This is a genomic window from Shewanella oncorhynchi, assembly GCF_012584455.1.
Taxonomy (GTDB): domain Bacteria; phylum Pseudomonadota; class Gammaproteobacteria; order Enterobacterales; family Shewanellaceae; genus Shewanella; species Shewanella oncorhynchi.
The window spans coordinates 478799-503265 of sequence record NZ_JABAEB010000001.1 but is presented as its reverse complement, the minus strand read 5'-3'; the positions used below and the strand labels follow the sequence as shown (position 1 = coordinate 503265).

The window sequence follows — 24467 nt, the reverse complement described above, 5'->3', positions numbered from 1 at the left end:
GATATCCTCTGGTGTAGGAGTACAAGGGGGAATGGCAGTAAACTACTCTAATTCAACGAGATTACCACACCACCTTTCATTCCATACACTCCCGGTATAGCAACTGAATATTTTATGTCCTTTTTCTATCCAAACATTTCTTCTTATTGAGCAAACGGGGCAAACATCCCCTTCGCTGACCATTTTATGTTCAGGAACCGCTTGAGCGAACAAATAACTTAATATGGGTTGCCTTCCTCTTGGAAAACTTGAAAAGCCACATATATATGCCGAAATCAAATTCTCAATCGATAAGTGAGGATGCTCAAGCAACGTTTTATAAGCGTTAATACATTCATCATGACTATATTTGATTATCTGATTAACAGGATAACCACTCTGTTCAATTGTTAGTATTTCTGCATTAGATAAACCGTCATTAGAATAGTGTGTAGTCCCAGACTCGCAATCAAACTGGTCTCCATTATCTATTCTTTGCATATATCCATTTTCGTCTTTGATATAAGACTTTTTAAAATAGATTTTCTTTAATATTTTAAATAATCCCTTATCCATTTACAGCTCCCGTGATTGAATATTGAAGTGCAATACAATTTATCGATGACCACGTTGAACGCCACCATAGCGCTCCAAATACTTCACCATTTTTTGACTCGTGGCGGTATAACTACCCATATGAAACTCGCCATGCCAATGGGCCAGTTCAACAGGAAGGTGACCTAAGTTATTGGCATGATGGACATCGGCCCCAGCTTCAACCAGTAACATGAGAATATCGAGTAATTGCAGTTGGCAGCAATGCAATAAAGCCGTCATATTTTGTGAGTCGATATATTCGACATCAACACCCTGTTTGATCAACTGTTTTACGGTAATGATATCGTGTTTTACCACTGCATCAATTAAGGCTTGCCCCATCAGCTTGTCGCTCACTCGTTTTAACCACTCTAACACTACGCTGTAATCGCGATAAAATCCAAATGGTTACCGTTATAAATACCTCACCAACAAACCCCATCGGTATCACATTGGTGCAATCATCTGCATTGGCTTGTAAGAATGTTCGGCAATTGCCGCTCTTTTAATGCTCATACCCGTTTAGTGCTAACTCGAACCACTCTATAAGCGAGTAAGGCATAACAAATACAGATTTACGCAATATCTCTTTGTCTAAAACGAGGGAAATATTAACAACAACGACTTAAAAAACGAAGAAAACAAAATCAAATTAAGGACTTTATATGCAAACCGCTTCGATGTTACACAGGTTTTACTTCACAACCATCTTACTACTAACAAGTCTAACGGCTATGGCGCAACCCATTGCTAAGAATGAGTTTTCCATCAGTCCACTACTTAATGGTCAGCAAATCCCTAAGGTAAACTTGCAAGATATCAATGACAAAACGGTCGATTTAGCAGAATTAACCCAGAAAAAGCCAACCATTTTCTTCTTTTACCGTGGTGGCTGGTGCCCATTTTGTAACAATCAAATGGGACAACTAAAAGCCATTGAACCTGAGTTATTAAAAATGGGCTTTCAGTTAGTGGGGATTTCACCCGATACGCCAGCTCAACTTAAGGTTTCGGCGGCAAAAAATGAACTTAAATATCTGCTGCTTTCCGATGAAAAAATGCTGGCATCCCAAGCCTTTGGTTTAGCTTTTTACACTAGCGAAAAGGTGACTGAAACCTATACCGCACGCCTTAATCTCGAGAATCCTTTATGGATCACCCCTGAAGGTGCCAAACGTTTAGTCTTACCTGTACCCGCCATTTATATCAGCGACGACAAGGGATTGATTCATTTTCAATATATCAACCCAAACTACAAAGTAAGGCCCGCGCCAAAGCTGATTTTAACCGCCGCGAGTTTGGTGGGATCGCAAGAATAAATATCGGTTTAACGACCGCTTTGCTAAACTAGCTCCGCCGCAATCAATATCGTCCAAGTTCAAATAGATAACATCACTTCAGCCCGCGGCGGAGTCATAATGAATTCTCAAACCTATAACCAAGCTGTGCTCGAACTCGCCCTTGCGGGTCTTGCCGATTTAACCGCTTCAGCACAGACCAAGAAAGCCCAGCGCACCTCTGCGCAGGAAAGTCATTTTTTGTGTAATTGGATGGTCGAGTCCTTAAAGGAAAAACGCTTTTCTAAATTGGTAGCCGACGATCTCACGGCTTGGATACGTTTGGCTCGCAGCCAAGGTGCGGGCGCCGAACTCAAGCGTTTACTAGAAAGGATAGTGTATCAATATCAATCAGTTGAGACATCAGAGCCCGCTTTAGGCACGGCATTAAATGCTATGATAGAAACCTTAAAACAAGCCGATTGGTTAGTCTTTACTGACACTGAAATCAGTGCCAAGCTGAAACTCGATGGTGATGGTCAATCTAGCTTAGTGATTGATGCCAAAGAATTTAATCAACATATTAAAGACAATCAGCTGATCAAGCCAATCAACTTATATGTCCGCGCCGATGAACAGACACTAACGCGTATCGCCCTGTCCCATGGGTTATTGCTCAGCCAAGGCAACAAGAAAACCAGTTTGATTAAGCACCATAAAACCTATCAAATTTTCCCTAATAATCAGCAACCAGCTTTGTGTCAGCTATTGGCTTAAGGTGTAATAGCGAAAAGTTGAAAATAGCTTAAATATGGCGGATGTGACTGATTGTGATCCAATAAACAATTCATTCACACAGTTTAGATAGAATGACCATCGGATAGGTCTTGGCTAAAGCAGAGATAACAAGGATAAAAGCAATATGGTTAAGCGATGTTTGCAGTATAAACACTTAGTTCGATTTGCCTTGTTCACCCTTTGCTTGACTCAACAGCACGCCTTTGCGGAACAGCTCAAATACAATATCACTGGCTCCTATTCTTGGTATCCGTATTTTATCGGTGATCAAGCCGAGGCGCCGGGGATGATCACTGAGCTTATTCCGATGATTTTATCTATGGCTGAAATCAAAGGTGAAATCCTCGCCCTGCCGCCAAAGCGCACCAATAATGCGCTAGAAACTGGTCAACTCGACTTTGATATCGTCAGCCCTAGTTGGTTTGAAAAGCAGGATTTAGGGCCGCTGTTTGTCAAATCGGCCCCCATAATGCAAATCACTGAATATGTGGTCACATTGCCAGAGAATGTCAGTAAATATAAAGATATCAGCCAGATAAAAGGCCAAGAAATAGGTACAGTGCGCGGTTATTTATATCACGACGATAAAGATTTTATCCGTGCAGACTTTACCTCAGAGCAGGAGCTGATCAAAGCCTTAGATAAACACAGAGTCAACGCTGTTATTGCTGGTAATTACCCGGCGTTGTATTGGTCGACTCAGTTGCGGATCCCTGTCGCACTGGCGGCAGTGCATTCTGATGGTGACTTAGTGTTTAGGTTGCGAAAAGAACATGCCGATTTGCTTCCTGCCATCAATCAAGCCATAGCGACATTGAAGGCCAATGGTAAAATTGACGAAATCATCAAAAAGTACACTCAAACGCTGGCAAGCTAATCTCACGCTAGCTATATGAGGTATTTGCGATAAAAAGCGCCCGAAGGCGCTTAATCAATATCAATGAGGTCGCAGAATCTCAGTTTGACCATTCGCAAGGATCATAATTAGCGAGGACGGCCGCATAGCTGTGACTCAATCCCAGAGTCGAGTAGTAATAACCTTTCCCCTGATTGTCCACTGCATAATGGATATCCTCGGCCCCAAGCTGTTGTAGTAATTGCTCACGCACATTGGCTAATGTAGGCTCATCATAAAGATAGGGGGCAAACGTCAGTACACTCTCCAGATAGACCTCAGTATGGCGGCAACTATTGCGACGGATCTGGGCAATAATCGCCTCAAACGCTTCACCCCGCTCCAATGCTAACCATTGCTCAGCGTAACGTTCAACTATGCTTCTGTCGGAATAGAAGAAATACCGCTTATCCGACAAACGCATCTGCACATCCTTGTAAGCCTCATTGAGGATCAGGCGAATATAACTGTTAACCGTTTGCTCACTATCCCACTCGAGCCCTGCCACGGCGGCGATTTGCTCCGCCGTGACTAAGCGTCCGTGTTGGCTAAATACCCTGATATAACCGACAAGTTCAATCATAGTGTCCAACTATAGAGTTCAACTGGGTAACAGGCCTCGCGCCGCCAATCTATCGGCAACAAAACCTAGGCTAAACTTGTCGAGCGTGGCCCGAGTTGGCGCACCGGTTTGAATATCCCAACCAAAGGCTTCATAGAACATGTCCAGCGCCGTTTGCATGTCAGCGCGGTCCATCTTGATGGTGCCCTCTTGACCGAAGTTTTTATCTGGATTCAAATCATAAACCCAGTCACTGAGCACATCATGCTCTTCGCGCATATTGCTTTCATTCATTTGCAATACGGTTAAGGCACGGTGTAAATGCAGCACTCTTTCCGCCTTAAAGTCCAATTCCGTTTCTGTGGTTTCAATCCCAGTCACTAAACTGAACATCTGCGATTCAATGGTGCTATCGCCTTCATAGTTACGATTTTTATCCGGTGATGCCAACAATGGGAACATCCAATTACACAGTGTCAGAGAGTCATGTAATACGTTTTTCACCAGCGACCATTTTGCAAAACGGATCTTAGCCGCATTGATTGGGGTATACCAATTCACCTTATCGAATGCACCTTCACCCCATTTTTTCTCGGCAATCGCCACTGTCATATCGTGTGGCAAACCACTGTTAACTATGTTGATGTGGGAATGGCACTGAGCATCACGGTTAAAGACGACGTTGATTAACGTACCCACCTGACCCGCGGTTTCACTAGCATGGTGCACGGCAGCATTGGTTTTCTTGTTGAATACCTTAGTGGCACTTTCTTTATGAATATCCCAATTACCTAACTTGGGATTGGTTCCATCTAACCCCCAACGCTTGATCAAATCATATAAGCCGTCGGCCATATGGGAGATTTCACCTTCTTTAAACGCCACTCGGCGATAAAAATCAAGTAAGAAAGCAGGATCTTGGTTATCCCAGAGCGCCCAAGGAATACTGTTAAATTCATCTTCAGGTAATAAATGCTTAAACATATCCTTTGTTTTTAGGAATTTAAATAGATGAGAAATGGAGCCATAGTTACACCAAATACCATAGTCATCGAGAATATGAGCCCCTAAAGCGCCCGCCATCGCATGTGCTTCTGTACCATTTTTGGTGCCCATTAAATACTGTGGTACGAGGAATCCCATACAGACGTTAGATATATGTTCGGTTTTACGACCGTATTTACTTTTCAATTCAGGGACTTTTAGCTCGCAGAAGCAACGTATTGGGCATGAATGACAGCCTCCCGTACGCTTCATCCACTTATTGGCATATTCCACACCTATGTAGCTTTCTGCCATTGAAGTTCGAAACCCAATACGATTGCGTTCATTCCATGGCACTTCGCCTAAATCGATTTCTTGATCGGCAGCGCCCCACTTCAAACCGGGCCGAGATTTCCAGCGGCTGATGGGTGCTGAGTACTCAGCCCAAGATTGCGGCGTTGAAGGAACGACACCATTATTGTTGGCACCGATAATACCTAAAATATGGTCATCTAAGGCACGCATCTTTTCATTATTGGCGGCGATTTTAACGGCGCCAGTGCCGATAATGCCGATACCTTTACAATTTTTGGACCCCATTACCGAGCCATGACCACCTGCTGAGTGCCCGCCCTGAGTCATAATGACAGAAAGAGGCACTTGGTTTTCACCCGCTTGGCCAATCGCAGCGACTTGTGCATTGGGTCCCATCATTTGCGCGATCATAGCGTGGGTATCAAATATACCTTTACCCCATAGGGCATCGGCAGGTTCAATCGTGACCTTATCATCCACAATTTTAAGCCACACAGGACTGCTCGCTTTCCCCTCTATTGCTATCGCATCGAAACCCGCAAATTTCATTGCGGGTGAAAAATGCCCACCAAAGTGACCATCGGCAATCAGATGTTTTTCAATTACAGGACTACGGGAAGTAATGGTTGTTCGTCCAGTACAAATAACGCCTGAACCCGTTAATGGCCCGGCAGAAAAGACAATAATATTATCTGGGTCGATTGCAGTAATATTATCCTTATGATCATCCCACAATATTTTATAACCAATCCCCATACCACCGATATAGTCATAATATTTATTGATTGGCTCATACCATATATGATTAGTTGTTAAATTAACTCTGAGGACTTTACCCGCCCAACCACCTATTTTATCACTCATATTATTTCTCCTGAATTTAAGAAACTAAGCCGGTATATTTTTCGTATTGTTCTAATGCAGCTTCAGCCTCTTCCCAGTTATAAAATTTAATTGCACCTGTAGGACAAACTTGCGCGCAGGCAGGTTTACCGTTACATAAATCACATTTGACGGCTTTCATTTTACTGCGAACAACTTTAATGACTTGCTGAGGACACTTATCTGCACAATAACCACATCCGACACAACGTTCTTCATCAATCACTTTGGCGCCAGTCTGTTCATTCGTTGAAATAGCTTGCTGTGGACAAACTTCAGTACAGACTTCGCAGTGGCGACAAGTGGAAGGAACAACGGTTTTATCGCCGCATTCTCCTCGTTGTATTTCATAGTCAAATTGCACACCATGTGGGCCATAGTTCATATTTCTTTCTACTTTGACGCGGGCAAGTGTCGGACTGCTATCCCCTTCATGGTTCCAACCACAGGCAATTTCACAGCGTCTGCAGCTAACACAAACCGTAGGGTTCACCACCATGAGTCCACCAGGCATGACTTCTACTATCTCTTGGCTATTACTGTCACTGCCACAACCGGTCAGAAAACTTATTAATGTTCCGCTATAAACTGTACCGACAGCAACGCCCATACCGCCTTTAAGCATTCCTCTTCTGGTAATCATATTTGATCCTTTATTAGTCAAAGCAATATAATTAAAATATGCATACACTTTGATTCCCGACAATTTATGCTAAAGTAATTATGTCTTTGATTTTTAACCTGCGTCACAATTACCCATATTGGGGCATTATTAGATCAAGTTACACGACATGCATCAGAGTAACGTTTTCAAGAATTAACAATTCAACATCTAGCAAATTTAAATAATGCCTCACTTCAAATTACCTTAATATAATTAACAAATAACTTTTAAATTTGGTTAATTAAGTGCAACTCGACTCATAACTAAGTTAATATCTATACCGCATACATTCCGATTAGAGTCCCGACAGAATCTAATTAAAAAGGAATGGAAAATGATGAAAACGAATACCCGTTCTCAATGGAAAATCTTTACGCCAATGGCAGTCGCAGTCTGTCTGATGACAGCCTGTTCCGATGGTGACGATGGGAAAGAAGGACCACCAGGGATTGTGAGTATCAGCATTGAACAAGCGGATACACTCAAAGCGACAATAGAAAATGTGGTTATCGATGCACAAACCCATGTGCAGGTCGATTTCTTCCTCAGCAATGCCAATGATATTGCGGTCACAGGACTAGAAAACCTGAAGGAGCTAGATACCTTAGGTGTCGGTATTGCCAAATTAGCACCGCCGCAGAAGCACTATCAAGCCCAAACAGCCATAAGTACCGAGGCTAAGAGCACAACTGACCCTGCACTGCAGTGGACCAGTTACATCAATAATCAAGTAGAACCTGCCGCAAATGCCCAAGCAAATGCACAGACTCAGTGGCAAGCAGGCATTGAAAGCAACTGTAAAACGGCGTGTCTAACCTCCTTAGGCGCGGGCCAATACCGTTACACTTTGAGTAAACCACTCACGGGTTACTCACAATTTACGGGGATAGATACCCAGTACTCGCCTGAGCTCACCCACAGGATTTACCTAGAGTTAAAACCGTTCGCAAATAGCCCAATCGACACTAAGTTGATCAACAGCGTGTACGATTTTGTGCCCGCCACAGGACAGGCAGTCGCGGCGGATATGGGCCGTAAAGTGGTCGCGCCGGAACAAGCCTGTTTTCGATGCCATAACCCAGACTTAGCCAATACCGATACTCGCCTTTTGATGCACGGCAATAAACGTTTTGCCTTTGAGGGCTGCGTTGTCTGTCACACGACTTACTCTGGCGATCCTGAAACGGGTAATAGCCTTGATATGGCGACATTGACACACCAGATCCACCAAGCCAAATATCAAATTGTCGGTTACAAGGGACAGCTATATGACTACGCCAATGTGACCTTTCCCGGTGATATGGCCCAATGTCAGCAATGCCATATTCCCGGCGCAACGGCGCAAAGTGGCAATAATAATATCCCCAGTAAAACCGCGTGTCTTGACTGTCACAAAGCGCAAATTCCCGCTGATTGGAATGGCACTGTAGCGGGGTTATTCCACAACAGGGAAATTTTTGCCAACCCATGGGCACTGGGTTGTAGCGGCTGCCACCCTGATAGCACTAATCCTGAAGGTGTCGGGCTTTTCCACAATGCCGCCGTGAAAACAGCCACTAAGCTGGTGAGCGATTTCCAAGTTAAGTTACTGAGTTCGCAGCTAAGCGTTGAAGCTAAGACCCTTGCAGTGACATTGCAAGTGCAGCAAATGGAGCAACTGCCCGCCAGTCAACCTATGATAAAATCCTTCTGGTTGATTGCCACAGGTGAAACAAATAGCGCGAACATGCCAATCAATAACGGCCAGCGTAAAGTGTGGGATTTATTAGCAAACACGAGCGACGTCGCCTTAAAAATTACCGCACCCAATCAGCTAACAGTCACTATATCTAACCTGTCGGCTGCCGATTTTGGCGATCTGAGTCAGTCAAAACTCTACAGTAAACTAGTGCTCTGTGCCGATAAAAATACCGGCTTTGCCGTTAACTGTAATATCGCAAATCAAGAGGTGAGTCTCAGTGCCATTAATTCGCTAAGCCTGCAAGGTCAAGCTGTTACAGCAAAAGCTAAGGTCGATGAACAGGCCTGTCGCCAATGTCATGATCAAGGATTAGAAGATAGAGTTCTGTCGGCGCATCAAATGAAAGGAATTTTTGAACCCAATAGCAGCTGTGGCACCTGTCATGCACCGCAAACAGCAACCGCACTGACCGATGGGCAATGTCAAAGTTGCCACAGTAATGATGCAATTATGTATCTCAATGCCAATGTGATGCATACTCCTGGGGCCAGCCAAATCAAGCCCTATCGCACCATCAACAACACTTTGAGCTACAGGGAAATGGTGCATTCACTGCATGCGGGAACCCGCACTGTAGTGGGTTTTGATAACCCACGTCCCGAACTCACTTACCCTAATGCAAAAAATAACTGTAGTGTTTGTCATAGCACAGGACAGCTCAGTCTCGAGGGGCTAAGTGCACAGCAATCCCTGTTAGTTGCAACACCCGATGCCGCCAACCTAGGGCAAATTGCCGAGTACTCACCAACCTTAGCAACCTGCGCGGCTTGTCACACGCTTATCGATAGTTTAATCGTCCATGCGCGTAGCTTTGGCGGGGTTTACCAAAGTGATGCCAGCGGTGGTCGAATTTACCAATCAGGACAGGAGTCATGCGCAACCTGTCATGCCGAAGGTCGCTCATCGGGGGTCGACAAGGTACACAAATAAGCCGTTAGATTTGATTTAATGCCAAAAAAAACGCTCACCATAATGGTGAGCGGTTTTATTTCATTCGTCCTATTTATCAATCTTTTGTCCGCACAAGGCTCAAAAGAGCAACGGCGAGCGCTTTACTTGATTTGACTTAGTTTAATGTCGTTGAGATTAAGGCTTGAGCACACTTTGGCTCTCTACTACCTGCGTTTGGCTATAGTCCTTAGGTCTAGAGTTCGACAAGGTCACACCACCTAAGGCTTCAGCGGTTAAGGTGTTATTGCCGTTCAATAAATCATTCAAGGTTCCAGAGTCGCCATTCACTAACCCTAACTCCCTGAGCATGGCATCGATAACAGGCGCATTAGCGCGATAGTTTAACGCTGCACTGGTCACTTGCTCTGCGATACCACCTTGATGGTGAGCACCTTCGCCACCCGCAGCAAATTGATGACCTGCACCATAACCTTGAAGAATCTTAATACCTTCGATGTTTTCTAACGGCTTAACGGCTTGGGCCACGATTTCAGGCAAGGCCTTCAAAATGGCGAAGGATTTTTGCAGGGCGATCTGCTCATCACTTAAAACGTTTTCAGCTTCATAAAGTGCTTGTTTACCAGCAGCTTCAACGGCATACACTTTTTCATCCGCTTCAGCCTGCAGTTTTTTCGCATCGGCACTGGCGCGCGCTTCAATCAGAATCGCACTCGATCTGTCTTCAGCGGCACGTTTCTCAGCTTCGGCCTGCACTGTTACGCCGACTGCATCACGCTCAGCTTCCTTACGGGCATCAATCACTTCAATCTCTTTGCGACGATTAGCTTCAGCCACTTGGCGCGCTGTGATTACCGCTTCTTCTTTTTCAACTTTCAGTTTTTCGGCTTCAGCTGCACGGGCTCGGGCAGCAGATTCTTCTTCAGATTTGGCCGCAACCGCAATGCGTTTTTCCTGCTCAGAAACTTCAATATCCCTTTGCTGTTGAATGCGCGATTGCTCAATCGACTTATACTTTTCAATCTCACGGGTTTCGATATCTTTGGTCTTTTCGATTTCAGCGGTTTCAATGGCGCGCTCTTTGGCAATCTCGGCTTCGCGTTCTTCACGAGCCTTGTTTTCTTTCTGCTTAATAATCTCCGCTTTTTGATCGGCGCGTTTAAATTCTAACGACTGTTGCTGGATCAGGCGCGCTTCTTCTTCCGACTTTTCAATCTCTAGGGATTCCTTTTCAGCTTCGAGGTTACGCTGCTCGATCTTAATGCGGTTTTCCTGCTGAATATCGTTGGTTTCTTTGCGTTTCTCTTCGATAATCTTCGCCAGACGCGCACGACCTTCGGCGTCAAATGCGTTGTTTTCATTAAAAAACTGCAAATCAGTTTGATCGAAACCCGTTAATGAAACCGATTCGAGTTCGAGACCGTTTTTCTCCAGATCGTTGGCGACGTTATTTTGCACCCGTTGCACAAAATCGGCACGCTGCTCATGCATCTCTGTCATGGTCATTTCGGCGGCCACGGCACGCAGCACGTCGACAAACTTAGACTCCATCAGCTTTTTAAGCTCTTCAACGCGGTTTGTACGCGTGCCTAAGGTTTGCGCTGCCATTGAAATACCATCGGAATGTGGGGCTACACGCAAGTAGAAATCGGCCTTCACATCGACACGCATTCTGTCCTTAGTGATCAGCGCATCTTTCTGGGTTTTCTCCACTTCGATACGCAGAGTGTTCATGTTTACCGAGATGGTTTCATGTAATACAGGCAACACAATAGCGCCGCCATCTTTAATGATTTTCTCACCACCAAAGCCGGTACGCACAAAGGCCATTTCTTTGGTTGCACGTTTATATAACTTGGCGAAAATTAACCCGATCACAATGAGGCCGAGTAGCACCATACCCGCAACGAGCAAAATAAAACTACCGGATGAACCTACGTTTGTTAACACATCCATTTGATTTCCTTTCAATTGATTTATGGCTTGGGAAGATTAATTATCAAAACGCGTAGCAGACCAGACTCGGCCTTCTCGCTTAAGCAGCACGACTTGAGTGCCTGAGGCAAACTCGATATCCGAAGTTTCGGGCTCGACTAAAACGTAATGTTTTTGTTGATGTTTATCGCGAACGACAGCTTCAGAGGGCATGCCTTTAATTGCGCAACCTAAGGTGATAGTGCCGACATAGCCGCTAAGATCATCTAGCGAGATCGCACTCGATTCATTTTTAGGCAAATGATCAGCAAGTATTCGGCCAAAATAACGGCAAGAAAATGCACTGGCGACAATAGCAATGGGTAACGTGAACAGTTGCGGCAGTAAAAAATCGGCAAGACTAACACTGATAAAATTGACGATATAACCCGCAATCGCAAAACTGGTCAGCGCAAGCACAAACCAAATAAGTAATGGGAGTCTATTTAGACACAGCCAACCGGCAATGCCCGTGAGCCCACCCGTGCCCACATCAGCATCATATTCCACATCAGCAGGCACCCATTGGTCTAACGCACTTAACATGCTTAAACCTATGAATAATGCGAAGACTTCAAACACACCAAGGGCCAGTACACAAGCAAAAGCTATGGTGTAAGGTAAATTAGGCTGTTCAACTAAAAACGCCCACATAGTCATCTCCTTGAACAATACAGCATTCCATTTATTTCACTGTAATTATCGACTTAACCACAACAGAATAGCAAGGCAAGCACAATTTCCAAACTAAAAATTGTCCCTAAAACGGATTTTGACTATCGCTCTGCTGCGCCAAAATCGCGTGACCATCTTCGCTACTAGTTCCCTATCGAAAACTACTTTAACACTACAACTCCCTTTTTAGCTTAGCGCTAGCGCTGCAAATAGCCGCAATCGCCATATATGGCGTGGATGCCATTTATTCAGGAGCAATAAATGGCCTTGCCTCAAGTGCGTTACTATAGCGTTAATATCAGCCCACTGAGTCCTGCATCTTTAGGTTGTTTGAGTATACTGTTGACGTCATTGTATGATCATCCTGTTATTGTTATTTATTCGCGCAGGATTTGATGCGCCAGAAGGGAAATTCCATGGACTCACCCAAGAGCAAAGTACCAACACCAAGTTACGATAAACTGACAGCACATTTTCAAAAAATTTCTCACTTTGAACATTTCAGCGCTCTAGGTGACTGGGATCAAGCAGCTATGATGCCTATGGGCGGTAATAGCGATCGCGGCGATGCAATGGCTGAACTGGCGCGACATATCCACACACTCAAAACCTCAACCATATTAGCTGAACACTTACACGGCGCGACGGACGAATCTCTCACAACGGAACAACAAGCTAACCTGCGGGAAATGCAGTACCAATATCAACAGGCAAATTTAGTGCCAGGCTCTCTCGTGCAAGCCAAAACTAAAATGGCCTATCAATGTGAGAATGCGTGGCGTGAACAACGTAAAAATAATGACTGGCAAGGCTTCAAACCAAACCTCAAAGCGGTAATTGCACTTGCTAAGGAAGAAGCGCAGATCCGCGGCGAAGCACAGAATATTTCCCCCTATGATGCCCTGCTCAATAAATTTGAACCGGGAATGACCACGGCAAAGCTAGAACAAACCTTTGGCGGCCTGAAAGATTGGCTACCGACACTCATCCAAGAAGTGCTGACTAAGCAGGCAAACGAGCCTAAGCTTGTGCTCAATGGCCCCTTCGATATCAGCGCGCAGCAAGCCCTTGGCCGTGACGTGATGGCGTTTTTGGGGTTCGACTTTAATCACGGCAGGCTGGACATGAGTAGCCATCCATTTTGCGGCGGTGTGCCAAGCGATGTGCGGATAACGACTCGCTACAATGATGCTGATTTCAGTAGTGCTATCATGGGCATAGTTCATGAAACAGGCCATGCCAGATACGAGCAAGGTTTACCTAAAGCGTGGCGTGGACAACCTGCGGGACTGGCGCGTTCTATGGGTATCCACGAGAGCCAGAGTCTATTCTGCGAAATGCAACTCGGGGCAAATCCGGCATTTTTACGCCAATTGCAGCCTAAAATTGCGCAGCATCTTAACTGTCATTTCAGTACCCAAGAATTAGCCCAGCATTACACTCGCGTAAATCCCGGACTTATCCGCGTCGATGCCGATGAAGTCACTTACCCCTGCCACATTTTACTGCGGTTTGAGGCGGAAAAAGCCTTTGTCGACGGCAGCTTAACCGTCGATGATTTACCTGATTTTTGGTCGACGCAGATGCAACAACTGCAGGGGATCAATACTGATGGCAATTACCGCGACGGTTGCATGCAGGACATCCATTGGGCTGTCGGTGAGCTAGGGTATTTCCCAAGTTACACCTTAGGTGCCATGTATGCCGCCCAATGTCGTTTTGCGATGGAAAAAGCCTTAGGGCCAATTGAAACCCTAATCGATACAGGCAAGTTGAACTCTGTATTCCAATGGCTGAGTGAACACATTTGGTCTAAGGGATCTTTGCTCACAACCGATGAACTGATACGCCAAGCAACGGGTGAAACCCTAAATGGCCAATATCTTGAGCGTCACCTGCGCCAACGATATCTGGGCATTTAACCGCTGCTAATGCTTAAAAGCGCTGAAAGCTCAGTTTATACGGGTTTTAAAGCGCTTTATATTGCCGCTGGAGCCTGCATTTTAACGCTGCTTGAGGTTATAATGCCGAGCTTATTTGAATCAGGACTCTTGAAACAGGATAAATGTCAGCCATGTTACTGCGTGCAATCACCCCAGAGGATTGGGATGCCATTTTAGCGATCCAAGACGAGTGTTACTCACAACTGGATCCTGAGCCACTGCACGTACTGCAAAGTAAATGGCAGGTATCACCTCAGTCCTGTTTTGTGTTCGAAGTGGATAAGTCGGTTGTCGGTTATTGCTTGGCTCACCCATGGACCGCCAATATGCCGCCCGCGCTATATCAGCCCATCACCCATTTACCCAAGGCTGATACCCTATACCTACACGATATTGCAATTTCAGCCAAAGCCCAAGGTTTAGGCGCCGGTGCTAAAGCGCTGACCCGCCTAACACTACTGGCTGATCGCTATAATCTCAATTCCTTATCCCTCGTAGCCGTACAAGGTGCCGACAGCTATTGGCTTAAAATGGGTTTTAAACCTAAAGCAATCGATAAATGCCTTGGCAGCTATACTGACGATGCTATGTATATGATTTATAAATTTAATCATAGAGATGAAAAATGAATCCAACCCTAACCACTATCGGTTTACTTTGCTTAAGTAATATTTTTATGACCTTTGCTTGGTACGGGCATTTGAAAACGCTAGGCTCAAAACCTTGGATTATTGCGGCCTTAGTGAGCTGGGGTATCGCCCTATTTGAATACTTGCTGCAAGTGCCTGCTAACCGTATCGGCTACACAGTAATGAATGTCGGCCAGTTAAAAATTTTACAAGAAGTCATCACCTTAAGTTTGTTTGTCCCCTTTGCCTATTTCTATATGAAAGAACCATTGAAGCTCGATTATCTGTGGGCAGGACTGTGCATCTTAGGTGCTGTGTATTTTATTTTTAGAAGTGAATTTAATTAATTTCAGACTTATTTCAGGAGAGCTCCCCCCCATGGCCCGTCAAGTCACTTATACCTTCAAAGGTAAGACGAAAACTATCGCCTTTAGCTACGACAAACACCATGATTTATATGAAGCTGTGGCCGAAGCCGAAGGCATAGATCTGACCAAATTTTTGGCTATGGAACAACAAGTCGCCATGACATCTCGTAAAGGTGCCAAGGCTGAAAAAGAATTCAGGAAAGTAGAGTTTGCCCGCTTTGGTTTTAGCAATATCCACTTTGTCAGAGATGAAGAACCTGAAGCCTAGGCTAATGTATTAATTGTTTTTTGTATTAGCTGTAAGCACTTCAATAACAGGACACTGTAATGCTCAATACCGAACATGCTAACTTCCCCCGCGCAGGATTCTTCCGCCGCCTAGGCGCTGCAGTTTACGATTCGATGTTAGCCGTGGCCGTCTATATGGTTGCTGGCGCAATGGGCTTTGGGATTTTCTACGGCCTCACCGCTTCAGGACTGGCTGGCATGAATGGCTTTGAGCATGTCTCAGATGCACTCAATGGCACGCCGGTTTATCAGGGAATTTATCAACTCTGGCTTGCCTTGTGTGTCGGCACTTTCTACGCATTATTCTGGAGTAAGGGCGGTCAAACCTTAGGGATGCGCGCTTGGCGGCTTAAAATTCAACATCCTAATGGCCAAAACTTAAGTCTAATCACTGCCTACGCTCGCATCATTTGGTCACTGCTCGGCATTGGCAATTTATGGATTTTAATCAATGATGATAAACGCGCACTGCAGGATATGATGACTCGCTCAGAAGTGGTCGTGCTGTCTAAAGAAGCCAACCAAATGCGTAACTGGCATGGAGCATAAGTTTATTCTTAAGTAAATCCGAAATATAAAAAACGACGCAAAAGCGTCGTTTTTTATGGGCTATTTTTATGGACTATTCTTAATTGACGGAATCCGGAGTAAGGAGTAATAAGCTGCGTATCATCGCCGGATAAAGTAGAAGGCAACGCCAGTAAACAACAAGCTTGGCGCAACAGCCCCCACATAAGCGGGTAGCTCATACACTATACTCATGGGGCCAAAAATCTCATTACTGATATAAAAGCTAAAACCTGCTACAACCCCAAGTAATACGCGCGCGCCCATAGTCACAGTCCGCAGCGGACCAAATACAAACGACAGTGCCACTAACATCATCACTGCGACCGTCACGGGCTGCATCACCTTGCGCCATAAAGCAAGCTCATAACGGCTGGGATCTTGACTGTTAGTTTTAAGGTAATCAAGATAGCCGACCAGACCCCGTATAGATAACGCCTCGGGTTTAATCGAAACCACACTGAGCTTATCTGGCGTTAAACTCGACTGCCATTGGTCTTCTTCAAGATACTCAAGCACGACTTTCTCATAGCTTAAATCAGTACGTTTAACGTCAAATAAACGCCAGCGATCTTGGGAAAATACCGCTCGGTCTGCGTGAACTACGTTGGTGAGCTTAAGTTCGCTATTGAATTTATAAAGCGTGATATTGCTGAGCTTATTGATGTTTTCAACTTCACCAATATTAACGAACAAATCACCATCCTTTGCCCAAATTCCACGATGGGACTTAATTAAACTCCCACCAGAGAGTTTAACAGCTTGCAACTCATTGGCTTTTTGCTCAGCAATCGGTGCGCCCCATTCCCCTAAAACCATCACCAATAACATCAAAGGCACAGCAGTTTTCATCGCCGACATAGTGATCTGTAAACGGGACATGCCAGAAGCTTGCATCACCACAAGTTCGGAATTCGATGCCAACATTCCCATACCAATCAAAGCGCCTAGCAAGACGGCCATAGGGAAAAACATTTCAATATCCCGTGGCACTAAAAATAAAACATAGATGCCAGCATCCATCATGCTGTAGGTGCCACGGCCAACTAAACGCAGCTGATCAACCCATTTGATGATGCCCGACAAACCAGTCAACACCAGCAAACAAAGCGCTGAAGTGCTTAACAATATTCTGGCGATATAAAGGTCTAATATCTTCATGCTGCCACCTTCTTATTGGCAAACAAGGACGATATACGACTGAAAATAGGCCTATCTTTACCGAGCAAGAATAACCCCATCAAGAGCGCAGAAACATGGATCCACCACATACCTAAATACAGTGGAATAATCCCATCTTGCAATGCCTTACGTCCCGCGACCATCAGTCCAAAATAGCCAAGGTACAAAAGAACTGCCGGGAACATCTTAGCAAACTTACCTTGGCGCACATTCACCCGCGCTAACGGCACAGCAATCAGTGTCATAATTGGAATCGCGAGTGGGATAGCAAGACGCCAGTGGAATTCAGCAGCGGCTTCAGCACCTTCAATTTTCACGAGTTCATCAACGGGCAGTGCAGATAATTTACGGCGACGCTCATCAACTTGCTGCTCTTTAATTTGCATTTTATAACCACCAAATTCGATCATTTGGTAGTCCTTTGCCTTCGGGCTGCCTTGATAACGCACGCCGTCATTCAAGTTCAATTGTTGAGCACCTGAACTATCTTCCTGTACTCGTCCACCTTTAGCCACCACGACATTGGTCACGCCAGTTTCATCATCAGGATCTGGCAGTTGGGCTACAAACACTTTATCTAACTCGTTATCTTTACCAATACGCTCAACAAATAATACCGCGCGACCATTGGGACTCGCCTGAAAACGCCCTTGGATTAAGGCGGCAAGACCCGCTTCGGACTGGGCTTTTTCGAGCACTTGGTTTTGCTGTTCTTCTGCCCAGGGGGCAACATAAAGGGATAAATAGCCAGTAAACAGCATATTGATCACGGCGAGGATCAGCGTTACGCGGGTGACATACCACTCACTGACCCCAACACCGTGGAGAATGACCATTTCATTTTCGGAATACATACGGCCGTGGGCCAGTAAAATACCCAAGAACAAACTTAACGGCAGCACTAAGATCACCAGATAAGGCAAATTAAGCCCGATCAGAGTCATGATTAAAGAGGCGGGAAAATCGCCGTCGGAGGCATCGGCCAGTATACGCACGAAATGCTGGCTAATAAAAATAGTTAACAGCACTAAAAGTACCGCAATTTGTGCCTTTAAAACTTCTCGAATAAGGTATTTAAATACAATCACAGGCAGGATCCGGTCTCTAAACTTATCTTTTTGCTGGTAACAGACTAACTTTCATGTAAACTGTTTACTTTTGATAGTTTTCTGACCAGCTTCAGGGGTTCTAGGTAAACTTAACGTCACGAAATGCGTGACTCAAGCGCCGAGAATAAATCACCTTTGGAGTAATAACTTAGGCCCTTTTCGGGACAAGCAGACATTATCCAATAAATATAAAAATTTGTCTTTAAGAATCTAGGAGTGCTCATGGAGTTTAGCGTAAAGAGCGGTAGCCCCGAAAAACAACGCTCAGCCTGTATCGTGGTCGGTGTTTATGAACCCCGTCGTCTGTCGGGTATCGCGGAGCAATTAGATAAAATTAGCGAAGGTTATATCAGTAACCTACTGCGTCGCGGCGATCTGGAAGGTAAACCTGGCCAGATGTTATTGCTGCACCATGTTCCTAACGTATTGAGTGAACGTGTATTATTAGTGGGTTGTGGCAAAGAACGAGAACTAGACGAACGCCAATACAAACAAATCATCACTAAGACAATCAACACCCTTAACGAAACGGGTTCAATGGAAGCGGTTTGCTTCTTAACTGAACTGCACGTGAAAGGACGCGATACGTATTGGAAAGTACGTCAAGCGGTTGAAACCACTAATAGCAGTCTTTATAGCTTTGATGCCCTGAAGACCCGCAAAGGTGAAACTCGCCGTCCACTGCGTAAATTAGTGTTCAATGTCCCGACTCGCCGTGAATTAACCTTAGGTGAGCGCGCCATCGAGCATGGTATGGCAGTATCTGCTGGCATGCATTTATGTCGCGATGTAGCCAACATGCCACCGAACATCTGTAATCCAGCCTATTTAGCTTCACAAGCTCGCCAAATGGCTGAAATACACGACACTCTGCATGTCACCACTATCGGTGAAGAGCAAATGGCCAAACTGGGCATGAACTCATACCTTGCAGTCGGTCGCGCCAGTGCCAACGAATCCATCATGACGGTGATGGAATACAAAGGCGCTGTAGATAGCACAGAAAAACCCATCGTATTAGTCGGTAAAGGGTTAACCTTCGACTCGGGTGGCATTTCATTGAAGCCTGGCGAAGCCATGGACGAAATGAAGTACGACATGGGTGGCGCAGCGGGTGTTATCGGCACAATGAAAGCCATCTGTGATATGAAGTTACCTATCAACGTTGTGGGTATTCTGGCTGGCTGTGAAAACATGCCATCGGGTAATGCTTACCGTCCAGGTGACATTCTGACCACTATGTCAGGTCAAACCGTTGAAGTATTAAATACCGATGCGGAAGGCCGTCTAGTCTTGTGTGACGTATTAACCTATGTTGAGCGTTTTGATCCTGAATTGGTTATCGATACTGCAACCCTGACTGGCGCGTGTGTAATTGCCCTTGGTAAACACGCATCGGGTCTGTTCTCATCCCATAACCCTCTAGCACACGAGCTATTAAGTGCCGGAGAGCAAAGTGGTGACCGCGCATGGCGCATGCCATTGTGGGATGAGTATCAAGATATGCTCGACAGCCCATTTGCTGACATGACCAACTTAGGTGGCCGTCCTGCTGGAGCTATCACAGCAGCATGTTTCCTTTCGCGCTTTGCTAAAAAGTACAACTGGGCTCACTTAGACGTTGCGGGTACAGCTTGGAATAGCGGTGCTAACAAAGGTTCTACGGGCCGTCCAGTGCCACTATTGACTCAGTTCCTGATCAATCGTGCTGGCGTTGAACTCGGCGAATAACCGACTATCCGGCCTTAGTGTGTTAAAGGCTCGATAAATGAAAGGTGAAGATGAAAATCTTCGCCTTTTTTATTTTCTTAATTTAATCAGAAAATCGATTTCCTGAATAAGAACTTGAATAAAAAACTGAACAACTAATGGTTTTAGAATAATTTTTCAAAGAGTTATAGCTCTACCCTCTTCATCTCCAACGGTTTGAAAGCATCCCATTAAGTCCAGCCAGACAGTGATAGATAAAACCTCACCGTAAGGTTTGCCCTAAGCATTAACCCATACTGACTTTTAGTGTAAACTGCTGCTCTCGTTCGCCACTAAAACAAGTGAAGCAAGGCATTGAAATCATGACTCAAGTGCTGTTTTATCTTATGCCGCCAGTGGCATCGCCTGCCAAAGCCAAGGCTGATTCACCTGTTGAAACCGCGAATGCGAACCCTGCACTTTGCGAGATGCATCTTCTGGCATGCCAACTGGCGCAACAGGCTTTTGTGAAGCAACAATGGGTCTATATCCATTGCCAAGATAAACAGCAAGCCCATGCAATTGATGAACTTTTATGGCAGTTTGAGCCAAGTGCCTTTGTACCTCATAACCTCAAAGGTGAAGGCCCGATGACGGGATCGCCGGTAGAAATTGGTTTTGATCGCCTCGGCGCCAACAAAAGTCGCCAAGTTCTGATTAATCTTGCAGACCAAGCGCCCCCATTTGCGGTAAACTTTGGCCACATTATCGATTTTGTTGCCAATGACGATCAGCATAAAGCGGTCGCTCGCGAACGTTATCGACAGTATCGCGGCTTAGGGGTCAATTTACAGACCCAAGACTTAGCAACACATCCACTTAATTAGTTTGAGACAGACACGTTCCCATGGAAAAAACATACGATCCGCAGTCCATCGAGCAAACGCTTTACCAAAACTGGGAAGAGCAAGGTTACTTCAAGCCACACGGCGATGAATCCCAAGGCAATTATTGCATCATGATCCCGCCACCAAACGTGACGGGCAGCTTGCACATGGGCCACGCCTTCCAAGACACCATCATGGATACCTTGACCCGTTACCAACGGATGAAAGGCAAAAATACCCTATGGCAAGTCGGTACTGACCATGCGGGTATCGCCACCCAAATGTTGGTTGAGCGTAAGCTTGAAGCCGAAGAAGGCAAAAATCGCCATGACCTAGGTCGCGATGCCTTTATGGATAAAGTGTGGGAATGGAAAGCGCAATCGGGCGGCACTATCACTAAGCAGCTACGTCGTATGGGCGCTTCTGTTGATTGGGACCGCGAGCGTTTCACTATGGACGAAGGCTTGTCCAAGGCCGTGCAAGAAGTGTTTGTACGTCTGTACGAAGACGAGTTGATTTATCGCGGTAAGCGTTTGGTCAACTGGGATCCAAAGCTGCACACGGCTATCTCTGATTTAGAAGTGGAAAGCAAAGAAAAACAGGGCCATATGTGGCATCTGCGTTATCCACTGGCCGACGGTGAACTGACAGCCGATGGTAAAGACTATTTAGAAGTCGCTACCACGCGCCCAGAAACCATGCTCGGCGACAGTGCGGTTGCAGTGCATCCCGATGATGAACGCTATCAAGCGCTGGTCGGTAAGTTTATTCTGTTGCCGATTGTTAACCGCCGCATTCCTATCGTGGCCGACGATTACGTCGACATGGCCTTTGGTACAGGTTGCGTGAAGATCACCCCAGCCCATGACTTTAACGACTATGAAGTCGGTAAACGTCACAACCTGCCAATGTTCAACGTGCTGACCTTAGATGCCGCCATTCGTGCAAGCGCCGAAGTGGTGAACTCTGACGGTACCTTTAACAAAACGCTCGATGGCAGCCTGCCTGAACGTTTTGCCGGACTTGACCGTTTTAAAGCGCGCGATGCTATCGTCGCTGAATTTGACACTTTAGGGCTGCTCGAAAAAATCGCGCCTCACGCCTTGAAAGTGCCTTACGGCGATCGCTCAGGTGTGGTTATCGAGCCGATGCTGACCGACCAATGGTATGTGGCTGTTGCGCCAATGGCGAAAACCGCTATCGAAGCAGTTGAAAATGGCAGCATTAAATTTGTGCCACAGCAATACGAGAACATGTACTTCTCGTGGATGCGTGACATTCAAGACTGGTGTATTTCGCGTCAATTGTGGTGGGGTCACCGCATCCCTGCTTGGTACGACGAAAATGGCAAAGTCTATGTCGGCCGCAACGAAGCCGATGTGCGTGCTAAGCACAATATCGCCGACTCAATGACATTACGCCAAGACGAAGACGTACTGGACACTTGGTTCAGCTCTGCCCTGTGGACTTTCTCTACACTCGGCTGGCCTGACAATTTAGAAGATTTAAAAACCTTCCACCCAACCGACGTGTTGGTGACAGGTTTTGACATCATCTTCTTCTGGGTTGCCCGTATGATCATGATGACCATGCACTTCATCAAAGATGAAGACGGTAAACCACAAGTCCCGTTCAAAACCGTGTACGTAACTGGTCTTATCCGCGATGAAGCGGGTAACAAGATGTCAAAATCTAAAGGTAACGTACTCGATCCATTAGATATGATCGACGGTATCGGACTTGAAGATTTAGTTGAAAAACGTACCGGTAATATGATGCAGCCACAACTGGCCGCCAAGATTGAAAAAAGCACTCGCAAAGAGTTTGCCGACGGCATCGAAGCCCACGGCACTGATGCACTGCGCTTTACGCTTGCGGCAATGGCATCAACGGGTCGTGACATCAACTGGGATATGAAGCGCTTAGACGGTTACCGTAGCTTCTGTAACAAGTTATGGAACGCCTCACGCTACGTGTTGATGAACACAGAAGATCAAGATTGCGGCCCAGGCTCACCAGAGCACAAAGGCGGCGAAATGGAACTGTCGTTGGCCGACCGCTGGATTATCGGCTTGTTCAATCAAACCGTTAAGACCTTTGACGATCACATGACAGCCTACCGTTTCGACTTAGCAGCCAATACCCTGTATGAGTTCACTTGGAACCAGTTCTGTGACTGGTACTTAGAATTAACTAAACCGGTATTGCAAAACGGCACTGAAGCACAAATGCGCGGCACCCGTCACACCTTAGTGACAGTGCTCGAAGCTATGCAACGCCTGATGCACCCTATGATGCCATATATTACTGAAACCATTTGGCAACGCGTTAAACCGTTAGCCGGTGTCGCAGGTGATACCATCATGCTGGCACCGTTCCCAACATTTGATGCCGCTAAAGTCGATAGCGCAGCAATGGCCGATTTAGAATGGGTTAAGCAAGTGATCGTCGCGGTGCGTAACATTCGCGCCGAACTGAACATTGCCCCATCTAAACCGCTAAATGCCCTACTTCGTGGTGTTAGCGCGCAGGATAAAGCTCGTGTTGAAGCGAACCAAACCTTCTTCACCACACTTGCCCGCTTAGAAAGCATGACCATTTTAGCCGATGGCGAAACTGCGCCTATGTCGACCACAGGTTTGATTGGCGAAATGGAGCTGCTGATCCCTATGGCAGGCTTAATCGATGTCGCCGCCGAAATGGCCCGTATCGACAAACAGCTTGAAAAGATCGGCCAAGAGATCGCTCGCATCGAAGGCAAATTGTCGAACCAAGGCTTCGTGGCAAAAGCCCCTGCCGACGTTATCGACAAAGAGCGCGCCAAGATGGCCGATCTCAAGCGAGATATGGACAAACTCAATGAACAAAAATCTGAGTTTGCTAAGTTAGAAGCTTAAGCTTCTCATTTACTCTGATTCACTTGTTATGATTGGTTCTAACTGAATGAAGGGCAGCCACTTGGCAGCCCTTCTTGTATCTATATCGCTGCAATCTATGAACAATTATGAGCCTTAATCTACGCTCTTGATCCAGATGCCGCATTGAACCCGAGTCAATTCTAAACACTGCCATTTAACCTACGGCACAGTATTGAAACCACCTCACCATTCATCCTCATCATTCCCCGGGATCTATCGCTCATGAGCTCGCACGTAGCCCATCACTGTCGACATACGTAAACATCACTATATAGCTAATACCTCTAGAGACAGCTCTGAGAGACTGACATGGGTATCCAATGTCGTCATAGACTCTCAACACAGGTAAAAGCAGATTCTTCAGTGAGTTGAACCTAAGAAGGAGAAGTGTTTAAAGCGAAATGGCTAAAGATAGCGACACCGAAGATAGCTAAGGTAAGGCAAAAGATGATGATGCAAAGTTAAGGTTAAACCTAAGCGGGTAAAAATATAATGAGTTAAACCATTACAGATTAAAAAATAAAAAAGCCCTGCAATTGCTTGCAGGGCTTATCTATATGGTGCGCGTGGAAGGAGTCGAACCTCCGACCGCCTGGTTCGTAGCCAGGTACTCTATCCAGCTGAGCTACACGCGC

At 45.7% G+C, this 24467-nt stretch carries 21 protein-coding genes and 1 tRNA gene; 12 read left to right on the top strand and 10 right to left on the bottom strand.

Annotated elements, in window-relative coordinates:
• Window positions 1-42: 42 nt before the first annotated feature.
• Together HGO26_RS22335 and HGO26_RS02165 are read right to left on the bottom strand one after the other, a co-directional pair.
• Window positions 43-555 carry a hypothetical protein gene (locus HGO26_RS22335; protein WP_247651442.1) on the bottom strand — a complete coding sequence of 171 codons (513 nt, stop codon included), beginning with the start codon at window positions 553-555 and terminating at the stop codon, window positions 43-45.
• Between the two features lie 39 nt (window positions 556-594).
• Window positions 595-933, bottom strand: a complete 339-nt coding sequence (locus tag HGO26_RS02165; RefSeq protein WP_345719236.1) for an ankyrin repeat domain-containing protein — start codon at window positions 931-933, stop codon at window positions 595-597.
• A 308-nt stretch (window positions 934-1241) separates the two neighbouring features.
• Here HGO26_RS02165 and HGO26_RS02160 point away from each other — a divergent pair, with 308 nt between their 5' ends.
• The 3 genes from HGO26_RS02160 (at window position 1242) to HGO26_RS02150 (ending at window position 3528) form a co-directional block, all read left to right on the top strand.
• Window positions 1242-1895 carry a peroxiredoxin-like family protein gene (locus tag HGO26_RS02160; RefSeq protein ID WP_247651441.1) on the top strand — a complete coding sequence of 218 codons (654 nt, stop codon included), beginning with the start codon at window positions 1242-1244 and terminating at the stop codon, window positions 1893-1895.
• Window positions 1896-1994: 99 nt separating this feature from the next.
• Window positions 1995-2630 (top strand): DUF2913 family protein, encoded by a 636-nt coding sequence (locus HGO26_RS02155; protein WP_168822978.1) that lies wholly within the window; start codon window positions 1995-1997, stop codon window positions 2628-2630.
• 145 nt (window positions 2631-2775) lie between these two features.
• A complete protein-coding gene (locus HGO26_RS02150; RefSeq protein WP_113939376.1) occupies window positions 2776-3528 on the top strand; it encodes a substrate-binding periplasmic protein in 753 nt (250 codons plus the stop codon).
• A gap of 79 nt (window positions 3529-3607) precedes the next feature.
• Here HGO26_RS02150 and HGO26_RS02145 read toward each other — a convergent pair whose 3' ends face one another.
• From HGO26_RS02145 to HGO26_RS02135, 3 genes are read right to left on the bottom strand one after another with little or no spacing between them, the layout of a single operon-like run.
• Window positions 3608-4129 carry a hypothetical protein gene (locus tag HGO26_RS02145; RefSeq protein ID WP_168822975.1) on the bottom strand — a complete coding sequence of 174 codons (522 nt, stop codon included), beginning with the start codon at window positions 4127-4129 and terminating at the stop codon, window positions 3608-3610.
• A gap of 18 nt (window positions 4130-4147) precedes the next feature.
• The gene (locus HGO26_RS02140) at window positions 4148-6271 is read right to left on the bottom strand and encodes an aldehyde ferredoxin oxidoreductase (RefSeq protein WP_105251825.1); all 2124 of its coding nucleotides are present in this window, start codon (window positions 6269-6271) and stop codon (window positions 4148-4150) included.
• A 16-nt stretch (window positions 6272-6287) separates the two neighbouring features.
• Window positions 6288-6932, bottom strand: coding sequence for a 4Fe-4S dicluster domain-containing protein (locus tag HGO26_RS02135; RefSeq protein WP_105251824.1), 645 nt, complete (start codon window positions 6930-6932; stop codon window positions 6288-6290).
• Window positions 6933-7287: 355 nt separating this feature from the next.
• Between HGO26_RS02135 and HGO26_RS02130 the strand changes: the two genes are divergently transcribed.
• Window positions 7288-9624, top strand: a complete 2337-nt coding sequence (locus HGO26_RS02130) for an OmcA/MtrC family decaheme c-type cytochrome (RefSeq protein WP_168822974.1) — start codon at window positions 7288-7290, stop codon at window positions 9622-9624.
• A 156-nt stretch (window positions 9625-9780) separates the two neighbouring features.
• On the opposite strand, the gene HGO26_RS02125 is transcribed toward HGO26_RS02130, so the two are convergent.
• Window positions 9781-11559, bottom strand: coding sequence for a flotillin family protein (locus tag HGO26_RS02125; protein ID WP_168822972.1), 1779 nt, complete (start codon window positions 11557-11559; stop codon window positions 9781-9783).
• 36 nt (window positions 11560-11595) lie between these two features.
• On the bottom strand, window positions 11596-12231 hold the full coding sequence (locus HGO26_RS02120; RefSeq protein WP_168822970.1) for a YqiJ family protein: 636 nt from the start codon (window positions 12229-12231) through the stop codon (window positions 11596-11598).
• A gap of 437 nt (window positions 12232-12668) precedes the next feature.
• Here HGO26_RS02120 and HGO26_RS02115 point away from each other — a divergent pair, with 437 nt between their 5' ends.
• The 5 genes from HGO26_RS02115 to HGO26_RS02095 all read left to right on the top strand — a co-directional run bounded on the left by HGO26_RS02115 (window position 12669) and on the right by HGO26_RS02095 (window position 16029).
• Window positions 12669-14174 carry a carboxypeptidase M32 gene (locus HGO26_RS02115; RefSeq protein WP_168822968.1) on the top strand — a complete coding sequence of 502 codons (1506 nt, stop codon included), beginning with the start codon at window positions 12669-12671 and terminating at the stop codon, window positions 14172-14174.
• Window positions 14175-14326: 152 nt separating this feature from the next.
• On the top strand, window positions 14327-14824 hold the full coding sequence (locus HGO26_RS02110) for a GNAT family N-acetyltransferase (RefSeq protein ID WP_113939489.1): 498 nt from the start codon (window positions 14327-14329) through the stop codon (window positions 14822-14824).
• Window positions 14821-15171 (top strand): DMT family protein, encoded by a 351-nt coding sequence (locus HGO26_RS02105; protein WP_006082592.1) that lies wholly within the window; start codon window positions 14821-14823, stop codon window positions 15169-15171. Before HGO26_RS02110 ends, HGO26_RS02105 begins: the two co-directional genes overlap by 4 nt.
• A 31-nt stretch (window positions 15172-15202) precedes the next feature.
• Window positions 15203-15460 carry a DUF2960 domain-containing protein gene (locus HGO26_RS02100; RefSeq protein ID WP_006082593.1) on the top strand — a complete coding sequence of 86 codons (258 nt, stop codon included), beginning with the start codon at window positions 15203-15205 and terminating at the stop codon, window positions 15458-15460.
• A gap of 59 nt (window positions 15461-15519) precedes the next feature.
• Window positions 15520-16029, top strand: coding sequence for an RDD family protein (locus HGO26_RS02095; protein ID WP_028761351.1), 510 nt, complete (start codon window positions 15520-15522; stop codon window positions 16027-16029).
• 120 nt (window positions 16030-16149) lie between these two features.
• On the opposite strand, the gene lptG is transcribed toward HGO26_RS02095, so the two are convergent.
• Both lptG and lptF read right to left on the bottom strand, forming a co-directional pair.
• Complete coding sequence (gene lptG / locus HGO26_RS02090) at window positions 16150-17208, bottom strand: LPS export ABC transporter permease LptG (RefSeq protein ID WP_105251819.1); 1059 nt, start codon at window positions 17206-17208, stop codon at window positions 16150-16152.
• Window positions 17205-18317 (bottom strand): LPS export ABC transporter permease LptF, encoded by a 1113-nt coding sequence (lptF, locus tag HGO26_RS02085; protein ID WP_113939369.1) that lies wholly within the window; start codon window positions 18315-18317, stop codon window positions 17205-17207. Before lptF ends, lptG begins: the two co-directional genes overlap by 4 nt.
• A 243-nt stretch (window positions 18318-18560) precedes the next feature.
• On the opposite strand from lptF, the gene pepA reads away from it, so the two are divergent.
• From pepA to HGO26_RS02070, 3 genes are all read left to right on the top strand, one after another.
• Window positions 18561-20069 carry a leucyl aminopeptidase gene (pepA, locus tag HGO26_RS02080; RefSeq protein WP_006082597.1) on the top strand — a complete coding sequence of 503 codons (1509 nt, stop codon included), beginning with the start codon at window positions 18561-18563 and terminating at the stop codon, window positions 20067-20069.
• 341 nt (window positions 20070-20410) lie between these two features.
• Window positions 20411-20914 carry a DNA polymerase III subunit chi gene (locus HGO26_RS02075; RefSeq protein WP_131523599.1) on the top strand — a complete coding sequence of 168 codons (504 nt, stop codon included), beginning with the start codon at window positions 20411-20413 and terminating at the stop codon, window positions 20912-20914.
• A gap of 20 nt (window positions 20915-20934) precedes the next feature.
• Window positions 20935-23811, top strand: coding sequence for a valine--tRNA ligase (locus HGO26_RS02070; RefSeq protein WP_168822966.1), 2877 nt, complete (start codon window positions 20935-20937; stop codon window positions 23809-23811).
• 579 nt (window positions 23812-24390) lie between these two features.
• On the opposite strand, the gene HGO26_RS02065 is transcribed toward HGO26_RS02070, so the two are convergent.
• Window positions 24391-24467: transfer RNA gene (locus tag HGO26_RS02065), tRNA-Arg, on the bottom strand.